Origin of the sequence: Streptomyces sp. YPW6 (assembly GCF_018866325.1) — a bacterium.
Classification (GTDB): Bacteria; Actinomycetota; Actinomycetes; order Streptomycetales; family Streptomycetaceae; genus Streptomyces.
The window spans coordinates 5,279,944-5,303,856 of sequence record NZ_CP076457.1 but is presented as its reverse complement, the minus strand read 5'-3'; the positions used below and the strand labels follow the sequence as shown (position 1 = coordinate 5,303,856).

General features: G+C 73.1%; 19 protein-coding genes and 1 tRNA gene. 5 read left to right on the top strand and 15 right to left on the bottom strand.

Annotated features, from left to right (window positions below):
- Positions 1-61: 61 nt before the first annotated feature.
- Genes KME66_RS23420 through ettA form a run of 3 tightly spaced genes read right to left on the bottom strand, consistent with a single transcriptional unit; the run spans position 62 to position 2,879 of the window.
- Positions 62-790 carry a hypothetical protein gene (locus KME66_RS23420; RefSeq protein ID WP_216325599.1) on the bottom strand — a complete coding sequence of 243 codons (729 nt, stop codon included), beginning with the start codon at positions 788-790 and terminating at the stop codon, positions 62-64.
- A complete protein-coding gene (locus KME66_RS23415; RefSeq protein ID WP_073216559.1) occupies positions 787-1,209 on the bottom strand; it encodes a thioesterase family protein in 423 nt (140 codons plus the stop codon). The genes KME66_RS23420 and KME66_RS23415 overlap by 4 nt, the downstream gene beginning before the upstream one ends.
- 5 nt (positions 1,210-1,214) lie before the next feature.
- Complete coding sequence (gene ettA, locus KME66_RS23410; RefSeq protein ID WP_216325596.1) at positions 1,215-2,879, bottom strand: energy-dependent translational throttle protein EttA; 1,665 nt, start codon at positions 2,877-2,879, stop codon at positions 1,215-1,217.
- 211 nt (positions 2,880-3,090) lie between these two features.
- On the opposite strand from ettA, the gene KME66_RS23405 reads away from it, so the two are divergent.
- Positions 3,091-3,717: a hypothetical protein gene (locus KME66_RS23405; RefSeq protein WP_216325593.1), complete on the top strand. Its 627-nt coding sequence runs from the start codon at positions 3,091-3,093 to the stop codon at positions 3,715-3,717.
- 35 nt (positions 3,718-3,752) lie between these two features.
- Here the strand turns inward: KME66_RS23405 and KME66_RS23400 are convergent, their stop codons facing one another.
- The 4 genes from KME66_RS23400 to KME66_RS23385 all read right to left on the bottom strand — a co-directional run bounded on the left by KME66_RS23400 (position 3,753) and on the right by KME66_RS23385 (position 9,554).
- Positions 3,753-5,243 carry a Cys-Gln thioester bond-forming surface protein gene (locus KME66_RS23400; RefSeq protein WP_216325590.1) on the bottom strand — a complete coding sequence of 497 codons (1,491 nt, stop codon included), beginning with the start codon at positions 5,241-5,243 and terminating at the stop codon, positions 3,753-3,755.
- A 197-nt stretch (positions 5,244-5,440) separates the two neighbouring features.
- The gene (locus tag KME66_RS23395; RefSeq protein ID WP_073216550.1) at positions 5,441-5,902 is read right to left on the bottom strand and encodes a single-stranded DNA-binding protein; all 462 of its coding nucleotides are present in this window, start codon (positions 5,900-5,902) and stop codon (positions 5,441-5,443) included.
- Between the two features lie 152 nt (positions 5,903-6,054).
- Positions 6,055-7,914, bottom strand: coding sequence for a GTPase (locus KME66_RS23390; RefSeq protein ID WP_216325587.1), 1,860 nt, complete (start codon positions 7,912-7,914; stop codon positions 6,055-6,057).
- The gene (locus KME66_RS23385; protein WP_216329577.1) at positions 7,911-9,554 is read right to left on the bottom strand and encodes an ATP-binding protein; all 1,644 of its coding nucleotides are present in this window, start codon (positions 9,552-9,554) and stop codon (positions 7,911-7,913) included. The genes KME66_RS23390 and KME66_RS23385 overlap by 4 nt, the downstream gene beginning before the upstream one ends.
- Positions 9,555-9,860: 306 nt before the next feature.
- Between KME66_RS23385 and KME66_RS23380 the strand changes: the two genes are divergently transcribed.
- Positions 9,861-9,933 (top strand) — tRNA-Arg (locus KME66_RS23380).
- A gap of 105 nt (positions 9,934-10,038) precedes the next feature.
- Here KME66_RS23380 and KME66_RS23375 read toward each other — a convergent pair.
- From KME66_RS23375 to KME66_RS23360, 4 genes are all read right to left on the bottom strand, one after another.
- Entirely contained in the window at positions 10,039-10,797 is a 759-nt protein-coding gene (locus tag KME66_RS23375) for an ABC transporter permease subunit (RefSeq protein ID WP_073216543.1), read from the bottom strand.
- Entirely contained in the window at positions 10,794-11,786 is a 993-nt protein-coding gene (locus tag KME66_RS23370; protein ID WP_073216541.1) for an ABC transporter ATP-binding protein, read from the bottom strand. Before KME66_RS23370 ends, KME66_RS23375 begins: the two co-directional genes overlap by 4 nt.
- Before the next feature lie 87 nt (positions 11,787-11,873).
- Entirely contained in the window at positions 11,874-12,542 is a 669-nt protein-coding gene (locus tag KME66_RS23365; RefSeq protein WP_216325582.1) for a response regulator transcription factor, read from the bottom strand.
- 115 nt (positions 12,543-12,657) lie between these two features.
- The gene (locus tag KME66_RS23360; protein WP_253208616.1) at positions 12,658-13,998 is read right to left on the bottom strand and encodes a sensor histidine kinase; all 1,341 of its coding nucleotides are present in this window, start codon (positions 13,996-13,998) and stop codon (positions 12,658-12,660) included.
- Between the two features lie 353 nt (positions 13,999-14,351).
- Here KME66_RS23360 and KME66_RS23355 point away from each other — a divergent pair, with 353 nt between their 5' ends.
- Positions 14,352-15,224 (top strand): peptidoglycan-binding protein, encoded by an 873-nt coding sequence (locus KME66_RS23355; protein ID WP_216325579.1) that lies wholly within the window; start codon positions 14,352-14,354, stop codon positions 15,222-15,224.
- Positions 15,225-15,306: 82 nt separating this feature from the next.
- On the opposite strand, the gene KME66_RS23350 is transcribed toward KME66_RS23355, so the two are convergent.
- Positions 15,307-16,779: an FG-GAP-like repeat-containing protein gene (locus KME66_RS23350; RefSeq protein WP_216325577.1), complete on the bottom strand. Its 1,473-nt coding sequence runs from the start codon at positions 16,777-16,779 to the stop codon at positions 15,307-15,309.
- A gap of 263 nt (positions 16,780-17,042) precedes the next feature.
- On the opposite strand from KME66_RS23350, the gene KME66_RS23345 reads away from it, so the two are divergent.
- Complete coding sequence (locus tag KME66_RS23345; protein ID WP_216325574.1) at positions 17,043-17,708, top strand: GNAT family N-acetyltransferase; 666 nt, start codon at positions 17,043-17,045, stop codon at positions 17,706-17,708.
- A 168-nt stretch (positions 17,709-17,876) separates the two neighbouring features.
- Here the strand turns inward: KME66_RS23345 and KME66_RS23340 are convergent, their stop codons facing one another.
- The 3 genes from KME66_RS23340 to KME66_RS23330 form a co-directional block, all read right to left on the bottom strand.
- A complete protein-coding gene (locus KME66_RS23340) occupies positions 17,877-19,583 on the bottom strand; it encodes a von Willebrand factor type A domain-containing protein (RefSeq protein ID WP_253208455.1) in 1,707 nt (568 codons plus the stop codon).
- Positions 19,584-19,721: 138 nt separating this feature from the next.
- Complete coding sequence (locus KME66_RS23335) at positions 19,722-20,630, bottom strand: ABC transporter permease (protein WP_216325573.1); 909 nt, start codon at positions 20,628-20,630, stop codon at positions 19,722-19,724.
- Positions 20,627-23,281: an alpha/beta fold hydrolase gene (locus KME66_RS23330; protein ID WP_216325570.1), complete on the bottom strand. Its 2,655-nt coding sequence runs from the start codon at positions 23,279-23,281 to the stop codon at positions 20,627-20,629. The genes KME66_RS23335 and KME66_RS23330 overlap by 4 nt, the downstream gene beginning before the upstream one ends.
- A 132-nt stretch (positions 23,282-23,413) precedes the next feature.
- Between KME66_RS23330 and KME66_RS23325 the strand changes: the two genes are divergently transcribed.
- Positions 23,414-23,890, top strand: a complete 477-nt coding sequence (locus KME66_RS23325) for a GNAT family N-acetyltransferase (RefSeq protein WP_216329573.1) — start codon at positions 23,414-23,416, stop codon at positions 23,888-23,890.
- Positions 23,891-23,913 lie beyond the last annotated feature (23 nt).

The following is a 23,913-nucleotide window of genomic DNA, read 5'->3' as shown; positions in this document are numbered from 1 at the left end:
CGCACCACTCGATGGGCCGGGCGGCACCCGACGAATCGGCCGGGCCGCGCCGCTCGACCGCTCAGCCGCGTCCGACGGAGAGGCTGAGCCCGCCGGGCCCGCCCAGACCGCCGACCGGGTCGCGGCGCAGCGCGATGGAGCCGAAGGGGGTCCGCAGCCGCAGCCAGCCGCCGGCCGCGAGCAGCGACACGGGGAAGCCGGGGTCGGGGCGGAGGAAGCCGAGGGACTGGGCGGCGTGCACGGCGCGCAGCGGCAGGTCCGTCGTGCCGACCGGCCGGGACCAGATCTCGCGGCCGATCCGGTCGCGCTCGGCGCGGGTGCGGGACTCCTCGGGCAGCGCCTCGTCCCGCGTACGGAATTCCGCGACGGCCTCGTCGAGGGCGGCGCGCAGGGCGTCGGGGCCGGGCAGCCCCTCCTGCTCCCGCCAGGGCCCCCGGGGCGGCAGGACCCCGGTCCAGGGGGGCCCGGTGACCGGCGCGGGCAGCACACCGCCCCGCTCCCCCGGGCCCTCGCCGGGACCGTCGGCATCACCGGAAACGTGGAGGGACTCCAGCAGTTCCCCCGCCGACACCGTGACGTCGAGCGTCTCGGGGCGGGCCAGGCGGGCGGTGCGGATGGCGAGGACCTCGAAGGAGGGCGGGCGGCCGAACACAGCCAGCGCGTCGCCGCCGCCCGCCTGCAACCGGACCGCGGCGGCCCGGTCGTAGTGGAGCAGCCGACCGAGGAAGGCGGCGAGATCCGCCGCCTCCCTCGGGTCGGCGAACAGCAGCGACTGCACAGGCACGGTCATGCCGCGGCGGGCTCCTCTGCCAGGTACTGCTGGAGGAAGAGCTTCTCCTCGGCGGAGATCCGCCGGGGCCGCTCCGCCGCCAGGTCGTACGGCACGACGACGGTCGAGGCGCGTACGTACACCTGCTCGGCGTCCTTGATCTCGTAGGCGATCGTCAGGGACGCGGCGCCTATCCTCGTGACCCACGACTCGACGGTCACCGGCTCGTGCCGGTGGACCAGCGGCCGTACGTAGTCGATCTCGTGCCGGGCCACGACGGACCCGCCCGAGAACGAGGGGGAACCGTCCCCGGGCGCCAGCCGGAACATGAAGTCGATGCGCGCCTCCTCCAGGTAGCGGAGGAAGACCACGTTGTTGACGTGGCCGAAGGCGTCCATGTCCGACCAGCGCAGGGGGCAGCTGTAGAGGTGACGGGCCAAGACGATCAGCCTCGCGTGAGCTTCTTGTACGTGGCACGGTGCGGGCGGGCCGCGTCCGGGCCGAGGCGGTCGATCTTGTTCTTCTCGTACGACTCGAAGTTACCCTCGAACCAGTACCACTTGGAGTCACCCTCGTAGGCGAGGATGTGCGTGGCGACACGGTCCAGGAACCAGCGGTCGTGGGAGATGACCACCGCGGCACCGGGGAACTCCAGCAGCGCGTTCTCGAGCGAGGACAGGGTCTCCACGTCGAGGTCGTTGGTGGGCTCGTCGAGGAGCAGCAGGTTGCCGCCCTCCTTGAGCGTCAGCGCCAGGTTGAGGCGGTTGCGCTCACCACCGGAGAGGACCCCGGCCGGCTTCTGCTGGTCCGGGCCCTTGAAGCCGAACGCGGAGACGTAGGCGCGGGACGGCATCTCGACCTGGCCGACGTTGATGTAGTCCAGCTCGTCCGAGACGACGGCCCAGAGGGTCTTCTTCGGGTCGATGTTGGCGCGGGACTGGTCGACGTAGGAGATCTTGACCGTGTCACCGATCTTGACCGTGCCGCTGTCGGGGGTCTCCAGGCCCTGGATCATCTTGAACAGCGTGGTCTTGCCCGCGCCGTTCGGGCCGATGACGCCGACGATGCCGTTACGGGGCAGCGTGAACGACAGGTCGTCGATGAGGACCTTGTCGCCGAAGGCCTTCGAGAGGTTCTCGACCTCGACGACGATGGAACCGAGCCGGGGCCCCGGCGGGATCTGGATCTCCTCGAAGTCCAGCTTCCGCATCTTGTCGGCCTCGGCCGCCATCTCCTCGTAACGGGCGAGACGGGCCTTGGACTTGGTCTGGCGCCCCTTGGCGTTCGACCGCACCCACTCCAGCTCCTCCTTGAGGCGCTTCTGGCGCTTCTCGTCCTTGCGCCCCTCGACCTTGAGGCGGGCGGCCTTCTTGTCGAGGTAGGTGGAGTAGTTGCCCTCGTAGGGGATGGCGCGGCCGCGGTCGAGTTCGAGGATCCACTCGGCGACGTTGTTGAGGAAGTACCGGTCGTGGGTGACGGCGACGACGGCACCCGCGTACTTCGAGAGGTGCTGCTCCAGCCAGTTCACCGACTCGGCGTCCAGGTGGTTGGTGGGCTCGTCGAGGAGGAGCAGGTCCGGGGCCTCGATGAGGAGCTTGCAGAGCGCCACCCGGCGCTTCTCGCCACCGGAGAGGTTGGTGACCGGCCAGTCGCCGGGCGGGCAGCCCAGGGCGTCCATGGCCTGCTCCAGCTGGGCGTCCAGGTCCCACGCGTTCGCGTGGTCCAAGTCCTCCTGGAGCTTGCCCATCTCCTCCATCAGCGCGTCGGAGTAGTCGGTCGCCATGAGCTCGGCGACCTCGTTGAAGCGCTTCAGCTTGCCCATGGTCTCGGCGGCGCCGTCCTGGACGTTCTCCAGGACGGTCTTCGACTCGTCGAGCTTCGGCTCCTGCATGAGGATGCCGACGGTGAAGCCGGGCGACAGGAAGGCGTCACCGTTGGACGGCTGCTCCAGGCCCGCCATGATCTTCAGCACCGTGGACTTGCCGGCGCCGTTGGGGCCCACGACACCGATCTTCGCACCGGGCAGGAAGTTCAGATTGACGTCATCGAGAATCACCTTGTCGCCGTGCGCTTTGCGCGTCTTGCGCATGGTGTAGATGTACTCAGCCAAGAGAAACCGTCCGGCAGCAGTAGAGGTGTGGGCAGATACACCCCATCTTGCCTGACGTCCACCTCCGGAAGGAAACCCGTCCTCGCCGGAGGCCCCTGAGCAGCCAACCTCGCGGTACGGACTCCCAGCCGAATGTCACCGGTTGTAGCCGCCGCGTCGCGGGAAGAATGGCGACGACGTGGTTGTCCCAGCCGGCCCCGGGGGGAGCTCCATGGGAAGTGCTCTCATCGGTTTGGCTGCCGCGGTCGTCGGCGTCACCGGCACGCTCATCGCCTCCGTCCTGTCGCACCGCCTCCTGGCCCGCGTGCAGGCGGAGCAGTTCGATCGTCAGCAGCTGTCGGCGCAGGCGCAGTGGCGGCGCGAGCAGCAGGTGGCTGAACTGAGCCGCCGACGCGACGGGTACATGCAGGTCAACGCGTCGTTCCGGCGCTATCGAACGCACCTCATGGACCTCCTGTGGACCCTCCAGAAGGGGACGGTGACACCAGAGGTGCGGGAGCGGGTCGAGGAGGCCCGACGCGATCATCACGCGACCTTCGCACAGGCTCAGCTGATCGCCTCCGCGGCGGTTCTGGCCGAGCTGGACGGGATGACAGCGGCACTGTCGGAGGTGTACCGCCGGGTCATGTCCCTCGACGAGGGGACTCCCGACCCGGACGGGTCCTTCGAAGGCCTGCGGTCGGACTTCGATCACCTGTGGGAGCGATGGGAGAGGATGCGTGCCGCGATGCGCGCCGACCTCGGGGCGAGGAACGATGACGACGGAGGGCAGCGGATCGGCCCTCCGCCGCTTCCCTCTCTCCCGCCCGACGGCCCGGAGACCACCCCCGCCGCCTGACACGGCGAACGGAATCACCTTCCGCGCGGGCTCACTCACTCACCGTCGGCGCCCGGCTTCTTCCGGCGGAGGACGAAGACCGCGGCGCCTCCCACGACGAGCAGGCCGATGGCGACGGCGGCGAGCATCGGGGTGGCGCTGGAGCCCCCCGTGGCGGCGAGGTCGCCCTCCAGCCCCGAGGAGGCGGAGCCGGTCGTGGCCGGGACGGACCGCTCGGCGCTCCGCGTGCCGACGTCGTTGCCCGCGCCGCCCGCATCCTCTCCCTCCTCCAGGACACTGCCGCTGGTGGCGCAGTCCAGCACGCCGGTGAAAGTGCGGCTGAACCCGGCGGGGCCGGTGACGGTGACGTCGTACGCCTGGTCCTCGGCGACGGGGACGGTGACCGTGCCGGTCGCCCCCGCGGCGACGGTGTGCTCCTCGCCGGCCAGCTCGAAGGTGAACGGCTCGTCGCCCCGGTTGACGGCAGTGACGTCCACCCCGCCCTTCGCGCAGTTCTTCCGTGCGGTCACCGCCGGGGCGGCTCCGGACTCGGCCCAGGTGGAGGTGGCCCGCGCGGAGACGGTCGACTCGCTGGAACCGGCCAGGATCTGGGTCTGGGTGCGGCCCGTCCCGGCGAAGGCCCTGCCGACCGGCACGGAGGTGGTGGCCTGGGCCGCCAGGGACGCGGTGCCGTCGGCGGTGTCCTTCGGCACGGAGAAGAAGAGGCGGTCCCCGTCGGACGCCTCGGTGACCGGGGTGCCCTTCTTGTCGGTGACCTGGATCCCGCTGGCGGCCGCGTCCACCGGGGGCGACACCGAGACCTGGTCCGCGGCGGTGCGCACGGTCACCGGACCGAGCAGTTCCCCGGCCCGGCCGGAGACGGCGGCCGGCTCCAGGGTCAGCGAGGTGCGGGGCTCCTTCTCCCGGCGTGCGCTGCGCTGCAGCCAGTCGGCGAGCTTCTCCGCCTGCTTGTCGGACGCGGTGACGTCGGCGTCGTCCGAGTAGCGCCAGATGGCGACCTGGGTCCCCGCCGCGGCGGTCCGCTCCGTCAGCGGACCGGTGCCGGCCGCCTCGGCGAGCGCGGCCAGGTCGTCGACCTGGGGGTAGGAGTTCTGGAGGATCCAGCGGATCTTCCCGGCGTTCCGGTTGGTGCCGAGGGAGGTCTCGGCCCAGGGGGTCTCCAGGTACTTCGCCTGGTCCTGGGTGGGGTTGTGGAGGTCGATGCAGTAGGTCTTGAGCTTGCCGCCGCCGTCCACGGTCATCTCGAACAGTCCGGCGGGCAGTTCCTGGGTCCGGTCGGGCGCGCCGCCCTCCCCCGCGATGCGGAGCACGGCGCTGTCGAAGGTCTTCAGTCCGTCGAGCACCGCGGCCGCTCCGCCGTGGTGCCGGCTGGAGTCGTCGGCAGCCGCCGGTCCGGCGCCGACGAGCGCGGCGGCCGCGACGAGACCGGAGAGCAGCAGCGCGGCGACCGGGCGGAGGATCCCGCGGCCGGGGTCCGCTCCTGCCGTACTGGACGACGCGGCGGACGCTGAAGGCGCAGAAAACACAGAATTCCCCTCCGGGCGAGGCCCTTGCACATGGTGCGCGCGTGGGGAATGCCTCGCCAGCAGACTCAAGTGACCCGTGAGCACTGGGAATCCTAAGGAACGGGCGGAGGGCGATCCCCCGTACCGCCCTTCGCCAACCATTCCGAATCGGAATCGTTATCGCGGGCTGCCGTCCGGACGCGTCACGAACAGCCTCTTCAGGACACCGCGGCCATTGCGCCGACCTCTTCCCGCTCATTGGGCGGCTCCCCCGTGTCGCCTTCCGTGACGCGCTCCGGACGCTCCGTCAGCTGCGGTTCCATCCGGGGCATTCGGCGGAACGCGGCCGTGCCCCGGCCCAGGTCGTGGCCGACGGCGACCGCCTCGACGTCGACGAACGTCCGGCGCTGACCAGCCTGTTCCTCCTCACGGATTTTCAACCTGCCGTGCACGACCAGGGGTTCTCCGACCGAAACGGAGGCCGCGAGATTCGCGGCGAGCGTCCGCCAGGACCAGACGGTGTAGAAGCTGGTGCGGCCGTCGGCCCAGAGCTGTTTCCCGCGGTCCCAGCGGCGCGGTGTGACCGCGAAACGGAATCGCGCCATTCCTCCGGTGGCCGTCTCCCGGAAGTCCACCGCGGTCGCCGCGTTGCCCACCAGGGTCACCAGGGTCTCGTTCATTTCCCGCCCCGCTTTCCTTGTCTTCCTGTCTTCCTCGCCGTGCCGCATCTCGTGCCGCACCGCACCGCCCACACCCCGTCGTACGGAAGTACGGCGGTGCCGTACGCACTCCATGGTGGGCGCCGGAAAGGAATCGCGTCGGGGCCTGTGGACTACCGGCCGGTTGTGGAAAACTTCGTCACCGTCACGTACCGCTCACGCACTTCCCGGTAGCGCACCAGCTCGGCCGCGACCGGGTCCAGGACCCTGGCCCGGCCGCAGCCGGCCGCGGCCTCGCGCAGCCGCCGCTCGGCGTCCTGCCCGTACCGTCTGGCCGGTCCCCGGATGGCCGCGGCACAGGCCCACTCGACGAGCGGGCCGCCGACGACCCCGGCCAGCATGATGAGCGCGGGGGTGACGAGCCCCGGCTCCAGGACGCCGACGATCTGGCCGACCAGCCACAGGCCGCCGAAGACCTGCAGGAGCGTCATCGACGCCTGGGCCAGCACCGCCGCCGGCCACCACTTCGGCCGGGGCGGCCTGGGCGGCCGCCCGCCGAGCTGGGGGACCGCGCTCTTCCCCGTCTCCGTCCCGCCGCCCCGTTTGGACGCACCGGGGGCCCCGGCCTGGAGCGCCAGTTCGTCCAGCGCCTCGGGCAGCCCCTGCGCACCGGTGGACGCGGCTTCGCGCACCGCCTGCGCCCAGGGTCCGGGCAGCCCGTCCGCGGCGTCGTCCGCGACGATCCGGACCGCCTGCTCGACCCGCTGCCGGGCCGTCAGCTCCTCCTCGGGCGGGGTGAGCGCCTGGCTCATCCGGTCCAGGCTGCCGGGCAGGCCCCGGTTCTCGTACCAGCGCCAGAGCCGCAGCCACGGTGTCCCGCAGGCCCGGCTCGCGTTGCGGCGCCACTCCCGCTCGGCGGCCTGTCCGGCGGCGGCCGCGCCGACGGCCTCGGCCAGCCGGTCGGTGAACTCCTCCCGCGCCCGCTCCCCCAGACCGGGCCGCCCCTCGGCCACGTACACCGTGCGCAGCCGGGCCGCCGCCGCGTCCACGTCGGCGGAGAGACGGCGGGTGGCGGCGGTGCGGTCCGAGACGAACCGGCCGACCATCTCGCGGAGTTCGGGGACTCCGTCGCCGGTGAGCGCGGACAGGGACATGACGGTGGCGCCGGGCTCGCCGTGCTCGCCGAGCGCGATGCCGTCCTCGTCGAGGAGGCGGCGGAGGTCGTCGAGGACGAGGTCGGCGGCCTCGCCGGGCAGCCGGTCGGTCTGGTTGAGGACGACGAAGGTGACCTCCGCGTGTCCGGCCAGCGGGCGCAGGTAGCGCTCGTGGAGAGCGGCGTCGGCGTACTTCTCCGGGTCGACGACCCAGATCACCGCGTCGACCAGGGCCAGGACCCGGTCCACCTGGTCGCGGTGCTCGGTGGCCGCCGAGTCGTGGTCGGGCAGGTCGACCAGGACGAGCCCCTGGAGCGCCTCGTCGGACGCGGCGGGCCCCGGGTGGGGCCTGCGCCGCAGCCGCCCGGGGACGGCGAGCCGGTCCAGCAGTCCCGCCGCCCCGTCGGTCCAGCTGCACGCGATGGGCTGGGAGGTGGTGGGCCGACGCAGCCCGGTGTCGGAGATCGGGGCCCCGGCGAGCGCGTTGAACAGGGTCGACTTCCCGCTGCCGGTGGCTCCGGCGACGGCGATGACCGTGTGCCGGGAGGAGAGCCGCTGCCTGGCCGCCGCCTCGTCCAGGACGCGGCCCGCCTCGGCGAGCGTGTCCCGGTCGAGCCGGGCGCGGGAGAGTCCGACGAGTTCGCGCAGGGCGTCGAGCCGGGTGGGCAGCGGTCCCTCGGCGGCGGCGTACGCCTCGACCTGCGGCTCCGTGTCGTCGGCGGGGGCGTGCGGCGCGGTTTCCGCCGCTTCGCGTGCCTCGGCCGCCGCCGCGCGCCGGGCGATGAGCCCGTCGTCCCAGCGGCCGTTCTCGCGTCCGTCCGGCTTCGCCGCGCTGTCGGCCTTCCCCTTGCCGTGGTCCTCGTCCGTGACGGCAGTCATCGCTGCCACCTCTCCTTCTGCAGTACGGAAAGCGCGGCGATCAGTTCGGCCTGGGGTTCGGGGGCGACGTCGAGCGCGTCGAGCGGGGCGAGGCGGCGTTCACGCTCGGCGCCGAGGATCTGGTCGAGGGAGCTCGTCAGCAGCTCGCCGCCCTTGTCACGGAGGCGCAGGGCGCTCTGGGCTCCGATGCGTTCGGCGAGCTGCTCCCCCGCCGCACGGGCGCGCCGGCCGCCGAGCAGGGCGGCCGCGAGGAGCGCTGCGACGTTCTCGGGGGCGGGCGCCACACTGCGGTCGAGCTGGCGCACCTCCTCCTCGGCGAGCTCTTCGAGGACCCGGCGCCACCGGCGTACGGCGACGGCGATCCGCCCTTCGACGTCCTCGGCGGGCCCCCAGCCCCCGGCGTCCCGTCCGGCGTCCTGGAACCGGAAGAGCGCCCCGGCCGGTTCGCGGCGCCAGTGGGTGCGGATCTGCTCGTCGGCGGCGGAGACCGAGCACTGGAGCAGGGCCACCAGGCTGTCGACGAGGGCGTCGAGGAGTTCCTCGGGCGAGCTGTAGAGGGGGTAGCCGCGCCACCGGGTCCGCGCGTCCCCGGAGAGCACCGCCCCGTTCTTCAGCCGGCGGCGGACCCGGCCGGCTTCCTTGCCGTACGCCTCGTCGACCGCGGCGGTGAGGCGTACGGAGGCGGCGTACTGGGCGGCGACGGCGGAGGCCAGGGCGGGCATCCGCACGTTGAGCGACTCGATGACGCCGGAGGCGGTACGTCCCACCGCCTGCTGCCGCGCGGCGGGGTCCTGGGCGCGGTGGGCGAGCCAGGCACGCAGCGGGGCGACGGCGCTGGTGGGGAGCAGTCCGCTGCCACCGCCGGTGGACTCGGGCAGCTCGGGGATGGTGAAGCGGGGTACGTCCCCGAGTCCGGACCGGGTCAGCAGGGCCGCGTACTGCCGGGAGACCTCGGCGATCACCTGGTGGGGCACCCGGTCGAGCACGGTGACGAGGGCGGCGTCGTACTCCTTCGCGGTACGCAGCAGGTGCCAGGGCACGGCGTCGGCGTAGCGCGAGGCGGTGGTGACCATGACCCAGACGTCGGCGGCGCAGATGAGTTCGGCGGCGAGGACCCGGTTGCGGACGACGAGTGAGTCGATGTCGGGCGCGTCGAGGAGCGCGAGCCCGCGGGGCAGGCTGACGGCGGTCTCCACCCGCAGGGCCGCCTCTCCGTCCTCCCCGCTCGCGGCGAGCTCGTCGAGACCGTCGGGGTCGGGGGCCTGCCCCGGCGGCAGCCAGATCCGGGTGAGCTGCGGCAGTACCCGCACCCCGGCGAACCAGTGGTGGTCGTCCGGGTGGCAGACCAGCACCGGGGTCCGGGTGGTGGGCCGCAGCACCCCGGCCTCGCTGACCCGGCACCCCACCAGCGAGTTGACCAGGGTGGACTTCCCGGCCCCGGTGGATCCTCCGATGACGGCGAGGAGTGGCGCCTCGGGATCCTTGAGGCGTGGCAGGAGGTAGTCGTCGAGCTGGGCGAGGAGTTCGACCCTGGTCTGCCGGGCGCGTTCGGCCCCGGGCAGGGGCAGGGGGAGACGCACGGCGGCGACACGGTCGCGCAGGGCGGAAAGTGCGTCGATGAGCTGAGGCCGTACGTCCATGGTCACCACATGCGAAGAATGCCCAATTTTGAAGCCTTTTTGAAGCGTATAGACCCCTCTGCGCGGCGGTTCCACCCTCTGGACAGAGTCAGGACAGAGGGGACGAGTGGGGCAGGGGCATAACGACTGCACAACACCCGGCGCAGAGCGCGCGAAAAGCGCTGCGGGAATCGCACCTACCTGCGATTATCGGTTCGCTTCACTGAACCTCCACATCGTGCCACGCAGGTGAAGCAACCGGGTCCAGGGGATCGGAGCCCTATCCTTGTCCCGGCACGGCCACGGAACCACCGATCAGGACTCCCGGCCCCCGTAGCTCAGTGGATAGAGCAGGCGCCTTCTAAGCGCTTGGCCGCAGGTTCGAGTCCTGCCGGGGGCGCACCGAGCGCACGACCGTGAGGCCCTCCGCCCAGGAGGGCCTTTCGTCGGTCAGGGGGACGGTAGCGGGCCCGGCGTCATGACGGCGTAAGCGATGAGCCCGGCCTCACCGCACATCCCGGCGCCGGAGCAGCACGAGCGCCCCGAGCGTGAGCGCCGCGGTGTACGCGGCGACCAGGAGCAGGGAGGGCCAGGGGCCCAGGCTGCCCACCGCGTCGGCGGCGGCGTCCGAGGTCTGGGTGAGCTTCTCCAGAGCGGCTGTCGGGGAGAGGCCGGCGATCCAGCGCTCCGCGTCACCGAGCAGCGGGCCGAACAGAGACGGCAGGAGCAGCAGGCCGATCACCGTGGTGACCGCTCCGGCGGAATGGCGTACGAGGGTGCCGACGGCCAGGCCCAGCACGGCGGCCACCGCGAAGGACGCGGCGATCCCGAACAGGGCGGGCAGCGGCTCGCCCTGCGCGTAGCGGCCCTCGGGCAGCAGGGCGTCCCCGACGAGGTAGGCGAGCGTGCAGGAGGCCAGGGCGAGGACGTACATCACGCCCGCCACCAGCGCGGCCTTGGCGGCGAGGACCGTGGAGCGGCGGGGGCGGGCCGCGAACGTCGTCCGGATGGTGCCGCTGCTGTACTCCCCCGTCACCACCAGCACGCCCACCACCGCCGCGAGCATCTGGGCGACGACGGAGAGCGTGAGGCTGCCGCCCAGGACCGTGTCGTCGGGCTGGAGGCTCCCGGTCGTGGCGACGAACACCGCGCCCAGCACGGGGAGTACGGCGGTCGCCACCGTCGTCCACACCGTGGAGCGCACACTGCGGAATTTGATCCACTCGTAGGCAAGGGCCCGGGATCCGAGAGCGGAGGTCGTCATCGGGCTGTCTCCTTCCGGCGAGGCGTTGCGGGCTCATGGCCGGTGCGGTCCTCGCTCCGGCCCCCGGTTCGGCGCTCGGTTCGGCCCGCGCTCCGGTACTCGGCCGAGGACTGCGCGAGCGCCGTGTAGACCTCCTCCAAGGAGGAGCGGGCGGGGGTGAGTTCGTGGACGGCGACGCCGTGGTCGCGGGCCAGGTCGCCGATGGCGGCGGCGTCCGGCCCTTCGACCCGCCAGCCGCCCGTGGCCTCCAGCCGCACCTGGGCCCCCGCCCCTTCCAGCAGGGCCCTGAGCTTCTCCGGCTCTGGAGACCGTACGAGGGTGTGGGCGCGGGAGTTGGCCGCGATGAAGTCGCGCATGGCGGTGTCGGCGAGGAGCCGGCCCTGCCCGATCACGACGATGTGGTCGGCCGTCAGTTCCATCTCGCTCATGAGGTGACTGGAGAGGAACACCGTGCGGCCCTCCGCCGCCAGCGACCGCATCAGCCCCCGGATCCAGCGGATGCCCTCGGTGTCGAGGCCGTTGACCGGTTCGTCGAGGATCAGCACCTCCGGGTCCCCGATCAGCGCCGCCGCGATCCCGAGCCGCTGGGCCATGCCGAGCGAGAAGCCCCGGGTGCGCCGACGGGCCGTCTCCGGGGGCAGCCCGACCAGATCGAGGACCTCCTCGACGCGGCGGCGCGGGATGCCGTTGCTCGCGGCGAGTCCGGCCAGGTGGTGGTAGGCGGAACGGCCGCCGTGGACGCCCTCGGCGTCCAGCAGCGAGCCGACCGCCCGCAGGGGTACGGGCAGGTCCGCATAGTCCTTGCCGCCCACGGTGACCCGTCCCGCGGTAGCGGAGTCGAGGCCGAGGATCAGGCGCATGGTGGTCGACTTGCCCGCGCCGTTCGGGCCGAGGAAGCCGGTCACCCGGCCGGGGCGGACGGTGAACGACAGCCGGTCGACGGCGGTCCGGTCGCCGTAGCGTTTGGTGAGTTCCGTTGCTTCGATCATGCGGCCGACGCTACGAGCGGGCCCCCGGTGGCGAATCCTCCGGCGGGAGTCGGGCGCTGCTCCCGCCGGAGTACCCCCGCCCGCCACTCAGCGGTCGCCCGGTCTCACCAGGCCGGTTTCGTACGCCAGGACCACCAGCTGCGCCCGGTCGCGGGCTCCCAGCTTCGTCATGGTGCGGCTGACATGGGTCTTCGCGGTCAGCGGGCTCATGATCAGCGCCCGGCCGATCTCGTCGTTGGACAGTCCGGCTGCGACGAGCGCCATCACCTCGCGCTCCCGGCCGGTCAGCACGGCGAGCCGTTCGGCGCCCGCCGCCTCGGGGGCCTTCAGCCGGGCGAACTCCTCGATCACCTGGCGGGTGACGGCGGGGGCGAGCAGGCTCCGGCCCGCCGCGACCGTGCGGATCGCGGTGCGCAGGTCGTCCGGCTCGATGTCCTTGAGCAGGAAGCCCGCAGCGCCGTGGCGGAGTGCTTCGAAGACGTAGGCGTCGATCTCGTACGTGGTCAGCATGACCACGCGGACCTGGTCGAGGGAGCGGTCCCCGGCGATCCGGCGGGTGGCCTCCAGGCCGTCGACGCCGGGCATCCGGATGTCCATCAGGACGACGTCCGGGCGGGTCGTGCGGACCGCCTCGACGGCCCGGGCCCCGTCGGCCGCCTCCGAGACGACGACCAGGTCGTCGGTGAGGTCGAGGAGGGCGCGGAATCCGGCCCGTACGACGGTCTGGTCGTCGGCGAGGACCACACGGACGGTCATGGTCCGCTCCGTCCGTCGGTGATCCGGCCGCTTCCTCCGTCGGTGATCCGGCTGCTTCCTCCGTCGGTCATCAAGCCGCCTCCTCCGTCGGTCATCAGGTCGCTCCCTCCGTCGCTCACGGGGCCGTTCCTTCCGTCGGTGGTCCGGGCTCTGCCGGTGGTCCGGCCCTTTCCGTCGGTGATCCGGCTTTCATTGCTGGTCCGGGCTCCGTCGGCCGTCCGGCTTCCGTCGGTGATCCGGCCTCCGCCGGTCGTTCGGCCTCCGTCGGTGATCCGGCTTCCGTTGCTGGTCCGGGCTCCGTGGGCAGTTCGGCGCGGACGCGGAATCCGCCGCCCGGGACCGGACCGCAACGGACGCCTCCGCCCACCGCGACCGCCCGCTCCCGCATGCCGAGCAGCCCGAAGCCCCGCTCGGAGTCCGGGGCCGCGGGCGGCCGCGCCGGTGGGCCCTCGTCCACCACCTCGACGATCAGCCGGCCCCCCTCGCAGGTCACCGATACGGCGGCGTGCCGCGCCGCGGAGTGCTTCACCACGTTGGTCAGCGCCTCCTGCACGATCCGGTACGCCGTGGCCTCGACGACCGCCGGGAGAGCGGCGCCTCGCGTGTCCCGCCGCAGGTCGACCCGTACGCCGCCCGCCTCGGCCCCCGCCACCAGGCCGTCCAGCTGATCGAGGCGCGGAGCGGGGGCCGTGGACTCCGCCGCGCGCAGCACGGACAGCGTGGCGCGCAGTTCCCGTACGGCTTCCTTGCCCGAGGCGCGCACCTGGATCATCGCCCGCCGCGACACCTCCGGCGCGGCGTCCAGCGCGTCCAGGGCCACACCGGCCTGCACGGTCATCGCGCTCACCGTGTGCGCGAGGATGTCGTGGATCTCCCGGGCGACCCGCACCCGCTCCTGGCGGACCCGGCGGGCGGCCTCCCGTTCGCGGTCCTCCTCGGCCCGTGCGGCACGCGCCGCGTACTCCGCGAGCAGCTCCCGGCGGGTCCGTACCACCTCGCCCAGCAGCAGCGGGACGAGCGGCCAGACCATCTCCAGGACGGGCAGCCCCTGGGGGTTGACCACGTCCCGGCCGACCTTCAACGCCACGAGACCAAAGACCGCCGCGGCGATCGCCCCGGTCCACAGGGTGCGCCGACGGTCCCCCAGCACCGCGACCGTGTACAGCGCCACGATCACGGGGAGGTTCAGCAGCTCGCCGATGTGCCCGTGCAGCGCCCACCCGGCGCAGGCCGCCCCGGTCACGCAGACCACCGGAACGGGCCATCGGCGGCGGCCGGCGAGCGCCGCCAGGGAGACCACGAGGAGGGCCCAGGTCAGCGTGTCGGCCTGCCGGTGGCCGGGCTCGTCGGCGGCCGCGTCGGCGGCGGTCAACGCGCCCACCACCGCCACCACCAGCACGTCCGCGACGATCGGCGGCAGCGCCCGCATCCGGGCGGCCCAGCGCTCCAAGGTCATCACCCCCTCACGGTAGGAGGCACGGCGCCCGGCCGCATACGCCGACGGGAGCAGGGCGATACACCCGGGATCCACACCCTTCGAGCGGGAGTTCGGGCGCACTCGGACGGGAGTTCGGGTGCGATGAAACCTTCGGCCCGGCGGGACGTTCATCAGGGCATGGAAACGGGCAAATCGATCGTGTGGGCTCCGAAAGCGGAATCTCTTCCGCGGCACCGGACCCCGCTTCGCCCCGCCCCCTCACCCCCGGCCGGCCTCCGCGGCTCCCTGCCGCCGTCCGTCCGCCCCCTCCCGCCGTCACCCCACCCGAGCGCCTGCGTACAACACGCACCATCAGGGAAAGGAGCGCAGCGATGGCGACGCCGCTTTCCGCCGACAAGCTGCTCAAGGCCCTCCGCGCCGAAGGACTCCACGTCCTCGAACACCGGAGCTGGCGAACCAACAACCGGAATCACAAGGGCCCCTGGGGCCCCACGCACGGAGTGATGATCCATCACACCGTCACCTCGGGCACCGCATCCTCCGTCGAGCTCTGCTACGACGGCCACTCCGCCCTGCCGGGACCGCTCTGCCACGGCGTCATCGCCAAGGACGGGACCGTCCACCTCGTGGGGAACGGGCGGGCGAACCACGCCGGGCTCGGTGACGACGACGTCCTGCGCGCCGTCATCGCGGAGAAGGCGCTGCCCCCGGACAACGAGGCCAACACCGATGGCAACCGGCACTTCTACGGCTTCGAGTGCATCAACCTCGGGGACGGGAAGGACCCCTGGCCGGCGGCCCAGCTGCTGGCGATCGAGCGGGCCGCCGCAGCGGTCTGCCGGGCGCACGGCTGGTCGCAGCGCTCCGTGATCGGGCACCTGGAGTGGCAGCCGGGCAAGGTCGACCCGCGCGGCTTCACGATGAACTCGATGCGTACCCGGATCGGCAAGCGGCTGGGCGGCCCCCCGGACGGCCCCTCCCAGCCGCCGAAGCCCCGGTACGAGCCGTTTCCGGGCTCCGCGTTCTTCAGGGCCGGCCGGAACAGCGCCGTCATCACGGCGATGGGCAGGCGTCTGGTGGCCGTGGGCTGCGGCCGGTACGCGGTGGGCCCCGGCCCGTCCTGGTCCGAGGCCGACCGGAAGTCGTACGCCGCGTGGCAGCGCAAGCTGGGCTACACGGGCGGCGACGCGGACGGCATCCCCGGCAGGAGCAGTTGGGACCGGCTCAAGGTGCCCAACGTGTGACGGGGGCCGTCTCGCGGCGGCCCGGCCCGCACTCCTCCGGAGAGCCGAGCCGGGCTTCCGCACGCGGAACGGCGGTCAGCCGTCAGCGGTTGAAGGCGGCACCCAGGCCCGCCTTCGTGGCGACCGTGCCGAGCGTCCCGTGCCCGAAGCTGAACGAGCCCTTGGCCGCCGGGCCGGAGGCGGCGGCCGGGAACACCCACAGGGCGCCCGCGCCCGCGTTCTCACCCGGCGCACCCACGGCAAGCTCGGTCCGGCCGTCGCCGTTCAGGTCGCGCAGGGAGACCGCCCCGCCGAACCGGTCGTCCTTCTCCACGGCCCCCACGACCTCCGGGGTGCCCTGGTTGAAGCCGTAACTTCCCTTGCCCGCGGGGCCGGTGGCTGTGCCGGGGAGAACGACCGTGCCGCCCGCGTTCACCACCGTGCCCTGGTCCTCGCCGGGGACGCCCACCGCGATCTCGCCGTAGCCGTCGCCGTTGGTGTCCCCGATGGCCACGGACGCGCCGAATCCGTCGCCGTGCTCGGCGGCTCCGGGGACGCCGGGCGAGTCCTGGTTGAGGACGACGGCCCTGGTTCCCTGCGGTCCGGTCGCGCCGCCCGGTACGTAGGTGAGCATCCCGCCCTCGGCGAGCGGCAGGTCCAGATCGCTGTCGTACCCGTCGACGGCGCGCCCGACGGCGAGGTCGGCGTACTGGTCGTTGTTCACGTTGCCGACGGCGAGGTGTTCGCCGCCCTCCAGCGGGTAGCCGTCCTTCCCCTTGACGCGGGTGAGCTCCTGGCCGAGCCCGGCCGGGGTGCCGAGGCCGATGTGGATGCGGCGGGCGTCGAACTCGTCGCCGTCGTTGACGAGGACGGCGAGGTCGTCGCGCCCGTCACCGTTGACATCGCCCGCCGCCGCATCGAGGTAGCGCTCGTCGTCGAGGTTCGGGATCTCGCCCCCGGCCGCCGCCGCGCCGTCCCGGGTGAAGGGTCCGGTGAGCGTGCGCAGGGTGGCGCCGCCCCGGATCACGAGGTCGGGGGCGCCGTCGCCGTTGAAGTCTCCGACGGCCAGCCCGCGCCCGAGGTCGTCGTACTCCTCGCCGGAGAGCAGGGGCGCCCCGCCCGCCAGGCCGCCGGGCCCGCCCCACAGGACGGTGGCGGCGCCGCCCGCGAACTCGGCCGGTCCGATCTTCTCGCCGGGCGATCCGACGATCAGGTCCGCGTAACCGTCCCGGTCGAGGTCGGCTGAGGTGATGGAGCTGCCGAAGGCGTCGCCGGCCTCGGGAGTGCCGGGGACGCCGGCCGAGGCCTGCGTGAACACCTTCTTCGCGGAGTCCTTGACCCCGTTGCGGGAGCCGTACGCCACACCGACGTATCCGGCGCCCTTGAACCCCTTCACGGTCGCCCCGGGCGCGGCGAACGCCAGGTCCGGATAACCGTCGCCGTTGAAGTCGGCGCGGGGGCCCTGCGGGCCGGGGGCAGGGGCCGGGGCGGCGTGGGCGGTCGCAGGCCGTGCGATGACCGCGGTGGCGAGGGCGAGGGCCAGGACCACACCGGTACCGAGTGCTCGGGCTGTCACGGAGACTCCTTCTGTTGGAGCGTTGACTGCGACGGTGACGGGCGGGCGGACAGCGGGAAAGCGCCGTCCGCCCGTCACCGCGGCGTACTTGGCTGACACGGAATCGGGGGGAGTCGAGTGGCCGCTCGTACCCCTTCAGACGGGCTCATCCGACGAAGGGTTGTGCCGGGTACGGCAGTTCGCGCTCGCACCGCCCCCTAGGGTTTCCCCGCGGCGCCGGTGACCTGCCGGTGGTTCGCCGATGGGTGGGGAGGGACGGTGGCATGACGACCGAGGTTCGAACAGCGAGGGCCGGTGAGGTGATCCGGTACGCCGACGACATCCGCGACGTGTACGCGAGCGCCTTCTCCGCCCCGCCCTGGAACGAGGACCCGGCGGGAGCCGACGCCTACGCGGAACGGCTCGCCCGGGACGCGCTCCGGCCCGGGTTCACGGCGGCGGTGGCGACGGCCGGGGGGACGGTCACCGGTTTCGCCACGGCCTGGGTCACCCCGGAGGTCTTTCCGGCCGACCGGAGCTACGGGCAGGTCGCCGAAGCCCTCGGGCCGGCGCGCACGCGGGCGTGGCTCTGCGGGGCGCTGGAGGTGAACGAGCTGGCGGTCACGCCGGAGGCGCACGGCTGCGGGCTGGGCGCGGCACTGCTGGACGCGGTGACGGGGGCCGCTCCGGGCGGCCGTTGCTGGCTGCTGACCTCGGTGCGGGCCGAGGCGGCCCTGCGCCTGTACGAGCGGACCGGCTGGCGGCGGGTCGGCGCGCCCGTGCCGGGCAGGGCCGCCCTGGTGGTGCTGCTCGGCCCCCGGCATCCGGGGCGGGGCCCGGGGCCGGGGAGGAGTCGGGTAGGAGTCGGGGGCGGCGGGGGCGGGGACGAGACCGGGGGCGCGGCCGGGGGTGAAGCCCAAGGGCAGAACCGGGGACGAAGCCGGGGATGAAACCCGGGGACGCGGCCGGGGCTGAATGCCGAACGACGGGTACCGGGCTGAAAGCCGGGGGCAGGGCGGAGGCCGGGGTTGAAAGCCGGAGGGGGGCGGGGGCCGGGGTTGAAAGCCGGAGGGGTGCGGGGGCCGCAGCCCCGCCGCCCCCGGTACCGGTGATCCGCCTCAGCCGATCTCGCCCTCGCTCGGTTCCGGTGCGTCGTCCGGACCGGCTCCGCGCTGGAGCCGGTCCGCCTGTCCGATCGCCGTGGCCAGCTTCTCCACCGCGCTGTCCTCGGTCGCCTCCGCCAAGCCGGAGGCCCGGGAGGCGAGTTCGCCGAGGTTGGGCGCGCCCGGCAGGTCGCCTCCGCGCAGGTGGTCGGCGAAGTAGGCGGCCACGGCCGCGACCTGGAGCCGGTCGTTCCCGCCGCCCCAGAGGGTGCCGTCGAGCGCACCGGTCGTGACGGTTCCGCTCTCCTCCCGGGCCTTGCGGGTCTTGGGGTCGAGCCAGCGCACCGTCGCGCGGGCCACCGTGCCGGACGCGCCCTCGCGCAGCCGTACGGCGTACAGAGCGGTCACGGTGTGGCCGGGGCCGACCTCGCCGCCGTCGACACCGTCGTTGCGGAAGTCCTCGTCGGCGACCTTGCGGTTCTCGTAGCCGATCAGCCGGAACTGCTTCACGGTCTTCCGCTCGAACGCCACCTGGGCCTTGGCGTCGCGGGCCCGGATCTCCAGGTGGGCGGGGAGCTGGTCGACGAACACCTTGCGGGCCTGCGTCTCGTCACCGACGTACGTGGTGTTGCCGTCGCCCTTGTTGGTGAGCTGCTCCATGAACGCGTCGCCGTAGTCGCTGCCGACACCGACGCCGAAGAGGGTGATGCCGTACTCGCGACGGGCGGAGTCGATCCTCTCCAGGATGCCTTCGGCCTCGGTGTCGCCGGTGTTGGCGAGGGCGTCGGAGAGGAGCACCACGCGGTTGGTGGCGCCTTCGCGGTGGCCTTCGACCGATTCCTCGTAGCCGCGGGTGACGCCCGCCTCGACGTTGGTGGACCGGGCGGGCTCCATCTCCGCCACCACGTGCTTGATCCGGTTCCGGTTGCCCTTGACCCGGGTCATCGGAAGCCGGGTCTCGGCCTCGTTGCTGAAGGTGACCAGGGAGAGGGAGTCGTCGTCGCGCAGTTCCTCGGTGAGGAGGGTCAGGGACTTCCGGACCAGGTCGAGGCGGCCCGTCTCGGCCATGGAACCCGAGATGTCGACGACGAACGTGAGCGCGGCGGGCGGCCGTTCGGAGGCGGGCGGTGCGGTCCTCGTGGCCAGGCCGACCCGCACCAGCGACCAGTCGGAGGCTCCGGTTCCGCCGCCCCCGCCCGTCCCGGAGCCGATGCGCGCCCCGTCGACGTTGACCGAGAAGCCGTTGCCCTGGGGCCGTTCGTACCCCTGGCGGAAGCTGTTGACGAACTCCTCCGGCCGTACGTCCTGGGCGTCGGGCAGCCTGCCGTCCCCGAGGGTGCGGCGCGCGTAGCCGTAGCTGGCGGTGTCCACGTCCAGGGCGAAGGTGGAGAGGTAGTCGGGCGCCTTGACGTCCGGCTCGGCGAAGGCGCCGGACTCGGCGTCTCCCCCCGGTGGCGCCGAACGGCCGGTCCCGGGCGCCAGGGCATCGGGCGCGGGCTGTCCGCCGCCGGTCGGCCCCTGCCCCTTGCGCGAGCCGGAGCTGAGGTCGCGGGTACCGTCCGATCCGCTGCCGCCGCCGCAGGCGGTGAGCACCACGGCACCCGCCAGGAGGAGCGCCACGGCCCCCGCCCGGCCCGCCGCCCGGCTCCTCACCGGGTCCCCGGCCCCGCTCCTCAGCGTGCCTCCCGCCCGCGTCTGCCGTCGTCGGCCGGCCTGGTTCATGCGTAACCCCCCATGTCGTCACGGTGTCCTCGACACCTGTGAATGTGACGTACGGGGCGGCCGACCGGAGTCGACGAAAGCGTTGCGGAACCATCTCGATGCGGCAACAGCGGGCGGGACACCGTCGGAACATCAGGTTCAGGACACGATGTCCTTACGACTGAACCCGCGGAAGGCCAGCGCGAACAGGATCAGGGCATAGGTCACCGATACCGCCGCGCCCTTGATCATGCCGCCCCACTCCAGCTGGGGCTGGAGCGCGTCGGCCCAGGCGAACTGCCAGTGCGCGGGGAGGAAGTCGCGCCAGGAGCCGAGTGCGGTCACCGCGTCGAGGACATTGCCGACGATGGTGAGGAAGACCGCTCCGCCGACCGCTCCGAGCGGCGCGTCCGTCTTGGTGGAGAGCCAGAACGCCAGGCCCGCCGTGACCAGTTGGGAGACGAAGATGAACGCCACGACGATCGCCAGGCGTGGCACGGTGTCCCCGGCGGACAGGGCTCCCCCGGTCGGCAGCTTCAGCGGCCCCCACCCGTAGGCCGCCGTGCCCGCCGCCAGCGCGACGACCGGCAGCAGCACCATCGCGGCGAGGCTGAAGCCGAGCGCGACGACGAGCTTGGACCACAGCAGCCGGACGCGCGGCACCGGCGCGGCGAGCAGATAGCGCAGCGAGGACCAGCTCGCCTCGGAGGCCACGGTGTCCCCGCAGAACAGGGCCACCGGGATCACCAGCAGGAAGCCGGCGGAGACGAAGAGCGAGGTGGCGGCGAAGTTCGCGGCGGACTCGGTCGCCACGTCCATCAGGTTGATCCTGCCGCCGCCCCGGCCCCCGCCGCCGTCCTCGCCGTCCGGCGTGCCGCCGATGGCGAAGGCGATGATCAGGATGAACGGGAGGGCGGCGAGCACCCCGCCCATGAGCAGGGTGCGACGGCGGCGCAACTGCCGCATGGCCTCGACGCGGAGGGGCAGCGTGCGCCCGGCGCGGTAGCCCGCGGCCTCCGGGTGCTCGGTCTCCACCCGGGCCCCGGGCGGCTGGACGGGGGCGCTCATGCTGCTCCTTGGGAGATGAGGGTGAGGAAGGCGTCCTCCAGGCGGCGGTGCGGTCCGACACCGGTGACCGGGACGTCGAGCCGGACCAGGTCGGCGACGAGCCGCGAGGTGGCGGCCCCGTCCAGGCGGACCAGGAGCCCGCGCCCGTCCTCGGTGCGGACGGCGGAGCCGATGCCGGGCAGGGCGGCGACCTTCTCCGCCAGCGGCTCGGGCACCTCGTCGGCCGTGGTCACCAGGATCATGTCGCCGGAGCCGGTGATCTCGGCGACCGGACCGGCCTGCACGAGCCGGCCCCGGTCCATGACGACCAGGTGCGTGCAGGACTGCTCGACCTCCGAGAGGAGGTGGCTGGAGACGATGACGGTCCGGCCCCCGGCCGCGTACCGGATCATCACGTCCCGCATCTCGCGGATCTGCGGCGGGTCGAGGCCGTTGGTCGGCTCGTCGAGGATCAAGAGGTCCGGCATGCCGAGCATGGCCTGGGCGATGGCGAGCCGCTGCCGCATGCCCTGGGAGTACGTCCGTACGGCACGGGCGAGCGCGTCCCCGAGGCCCGCGATCTCCAGGGCCTCGTCGATGTGCGCGTCCTCGGCGGGGCGGCCGGTGGCCTGCCAGTACAGGTCGAGGTTGGCGCGCCCGGAGAGGTGGGGCAGGAAGCCGGCCCCCTCCACGAACGCCCCCACCCGGGACAGAACCGGAGCGCCGGGCCGGATGGCCTGCCCGAAGACGCGGATCTCGCCCTCGTCGGGGGTGATGAGCCCCATGAGCATGCGCAGTGTGGTCGTCTTGCCCGCGCCGTTGGGACCGAGGAGCCCGAGCACCTGGCCCTTCTCGACCTGGAAGGAGAGCTCGCGCACGGCGTACCGGTCGACGGACTTCGCGTACTTCTTGGAGAGCCCGGTGATCCGGAGCGGTACGTCGGCGAGCCCGGGGTCCGGGGCGGGCGTCGCGGTGCGCCGCCGGGCGGTGATCAGGAGCGCGGCCGCGATGACGAGCGCGGCGGCCGGGAGGCCCCAGGTCCACCACGGGAGGGCGGCGGCGGCGGTCGTCACGGCGGGGGCGGTGGGGACGGTCAGCGATCCGTCGAGGGTCACGGTGTACGTGGCGGGCTCGGCCGGGGACGCGTAACCGAGGTCCGTCGCGGAGAACACCAGGCGCATCCGGTGCCCGGCGTCGAACGCGTGGTCCACGGCGGGCAGCGCCAGCTCGATGGGCTTGCCCTGCTGGTCGGGGGTGATCCGGTAGGGGGCGACGAGCTGGTGGGGCAGGACCTGCTGCCTGCCGTCCGGCGCCACGTCGTACACCTTGCCGAAGAGCACCGCGTCCCGGTCGCCGTCGGCCTTCACGTTCACCGTGACGGTGGGCGTGCCGGTGACGCGCACGGAGCTGTCCAGCGGGGCGGACTCGAAGCGTCCGGACTGTCCGGGGAAGTCGAGCGAGAGCCCGACGCCGAGGGAGGAGAGCTGGGCGAGTCCGCCGCCGACGCCGGGCACGGCGGAGATGGCGGGCGGCACCGACCCGGCCGGGTTGCGAAAGGTCTGCGTCCCGCCGCGCAGCGCGATGTCCCGGCCGCCGCTGCGCAGCCCCGGGTAGGTGTCGCTGCTCGCCCCGCGCAGAAGGGCGGCGCCGTCGGTGGAGTCGACGCCTCCGGTACGGCTGACGCGGAAGGCGGGCCCGGTGTCGGTGCCGGTGTCCTGCCGGAGATACCGGTCGAACCAGTCCCCGACGCGCCCCTCGACCCGGCTCGTCTCGTTGTCGCCGCCGTCGTGGCCGCCGGAGATCCAGTCGACGGAGACGGGTGCGCCGTTGGCGCTGATGGCCTGCTGCATGGCGTCGGCCTGGCCGAGCGGGAAGAGGGAGTCGGACTGCCCCTGGAGGAGGAGCGAGGGGACCTTGATGCGGTCGGCGACGGCGGACGGCGAGCGCTCGGTGAGCAGCTTTACGGCCTCGGCGTCGGGCTTGCCGCTGACGGCGACCCGTTCGTACATCTCGCAGAGTCGCTGCTCGAACTGCTCGCAGCCGCCGCCGGTGGTGATGAAGATCCCGGCCCAGAGCTTCTTGAAGACCCCGTCCGGGAAGAGGGCGTCGGCGAGGTTCCAGTACGTGATGACGGGGGCGATGGCGTCGACCCGCTCGTCGTACCCGGCGGCCAGCAGGGAGACGGCGCCGCCGTAGGAGGCCCCGGTGAGGCCGACCCGGGGGTCGCCCTTTCCGTCCAGCTCCACCTCGGGCCGCTCCGCGAGCCAGTCGATGAGCCGGGAGACGTCCTCGACCTCGTGGTCCGGGTCGTTGAGCGAGATCTTCCCGCCGGACTTCCCGAAGCCGCGCGCGGACCAGGTCAGCACGGCGTATCCGTCGGCGGCCAGCTTCTCGGCCTGGGCCCGGACGTCGTTCTTGCTGCCGCCGAACCCGTGCCCGATGAGCACGGCGGGCCGCTTACCGGAACCCTCGGCGCGGAAGTACGAGGTGTCGATCGGCACCCCGTCCATGCGCAGGATCCGGTCCTCGCGCTGCACGGCGGGCGAGCCGTCGGCGGCGACGGCGGACCAGGTGCCGCCGCCCACGAGCACGGCGAGCGCGGCGCCGGCCGCGGCCCACCGGCCAGGTGTACGGGGCAGCAGGCGCCGCCATCGAACAGTAGGGGTCTCCATCCCTCGACCCTAAACGGAGGGCGCAAGCCGGTTGCGTGCCGTGAGGGTGACGTGCGCGGCCTCCCTGAGAGGTACGGTGCGCCTCGCCCGTACTCCGGACGCGGTACGGAATTCCTGCCCGAGGAGGCCATGGTGGACATTCGCCCCGCTACGACCGTTACGGAACTCCTGGCCGCCGGCCATCTCTTCGACGCCCCGCCCCGCGAGGAGTGGGCGGCCCGCTTCCTCGCGGCGGACGGCCATGTGCTGCTGATCGCGTACGTGGACGGCGTCCCGGCGGGCTTCGTCTCGGGCATCGAGATGCTGCACCCGGACAAGGGGACGGAGATGTGCCTGTACGAACTCGCCGTCGACGATCCGTTCCGCCGCCGGGGCATCGGCGGGGCCCTGACGCGGGCGCTGGTGGACCTCGCCCGGGAGCGGGGGTGCTACGACGTGTGGGTCGGCGTGGAGCCGGACAACGAGGCGGCGCTCGCCACGTACCGCTCGGCGGGGGCGGGTGACGACGGGCGGTTCGCGATGCTGGTGTGGGAGTTCGGGGGCGGGGCCGGGCAGGAGGAGCCCCCGAAGCCGAGGAAGGGCCGGCCAGACCCGGGGAGTCGGCCCTGACGTCCGAGGGGCGGCTCCCGCCG

Coding starts and splice junctions, on each gene's coding strand:
- KME66_RS23420 (WP_216325599.1), bottom strand. CDS start 790: ATGACCGTGCCTGTGCAGTCGCTGCTGTTCGCCGACCCGAGGGAGGCG.
- KME66_RS23405 (WP_216325593.1), top strand. CDS start 3,091: ATGGGAAGTGCTCTCATCGGTTTGGCTGCCGCGGTCGTCGGCGTCACC.
- KME66_RS23395 (WP_073216550.1), bottom strand. CDS start 5,902: ATGAACGAGACCCTGGTGACCCTGGTGGGCAACGCGGCGACCGCGGTG.
- KME66_RS23390 (WP_216325587.1), bottom strand. CDS start 7,914: ATGACTGCCGTCACGGACGAGGACCACGGCAAGGGGAAGGCCGACAGC.
- KME66_RS23385 (WP_216329577.1), bottom strand. CDS start 9,554: ATGGACGTACGGCCTCAGCTCATCGACGCACTTTCCGCCCTGCGCGAC.
- KME66_RS23375 (WP_073216543.1), bottom strand. CDS start 10,797: ATGACGACCTCCGCTCTCGGATCCCGGGCCCTTGCCTACGAGTGGATC.
- KME66_RS23370 (WP_073216541.1), bottom strand. CDS start 11,786: ATGATCGAAGCAACGGAACTCACCAAACGCTACGGCGACCGGACCGCC.
- KME66_RS23365 (WP_216325582.1), bottom strand. CDS start 12,542: ATGACCGTCCGTGTGGTCCTCGCCGACGACCAGACCGTCGTACGGGCC.
- KME66_RS23360 (WP_253208616.1), bottom strand. CDS start 13,998: ATGACCTTGGAGCGCTGGGCCGCCCGGATGCGGGCGCTGCCGCCGATC.
- KME66_RS23355 (WP_216325579.1), top strand. CDS start 14,352: ATGGCGACGCCGCTTTCCGCCGACAAGCTGCTCAAGGCCCTCCGCGCC.
- KME66_RS23345 (WP_216325574.1), top strand. CDS start 17,043: ATGACGACCGAGGTTCGAACAGCGAGGGCCGGTGAGGTGATCCGGTAC.
- KME66_RS23340 (WP_253208455.1), bottom strand. CDS start 19,583: ATGAACCAGGCCGGCCGACGACGGCAGACGCGGGCGGGAGGCACGCTG.
- KME66_RS23335 (WP_216325573.1), bottom strand. CDS start 20,630: ATGAGCGCCCCCGTCCAGCCGCCCGGGGCCCGGGTGGAGACCGAGCAC.
- KME66_RS23330 (WP_216325570.1), bottom strand. CDS start 23,281: ATGGAGACCCCTACTGTTCGATGGCGGCGCCTGCTGCCCCGTACACCT.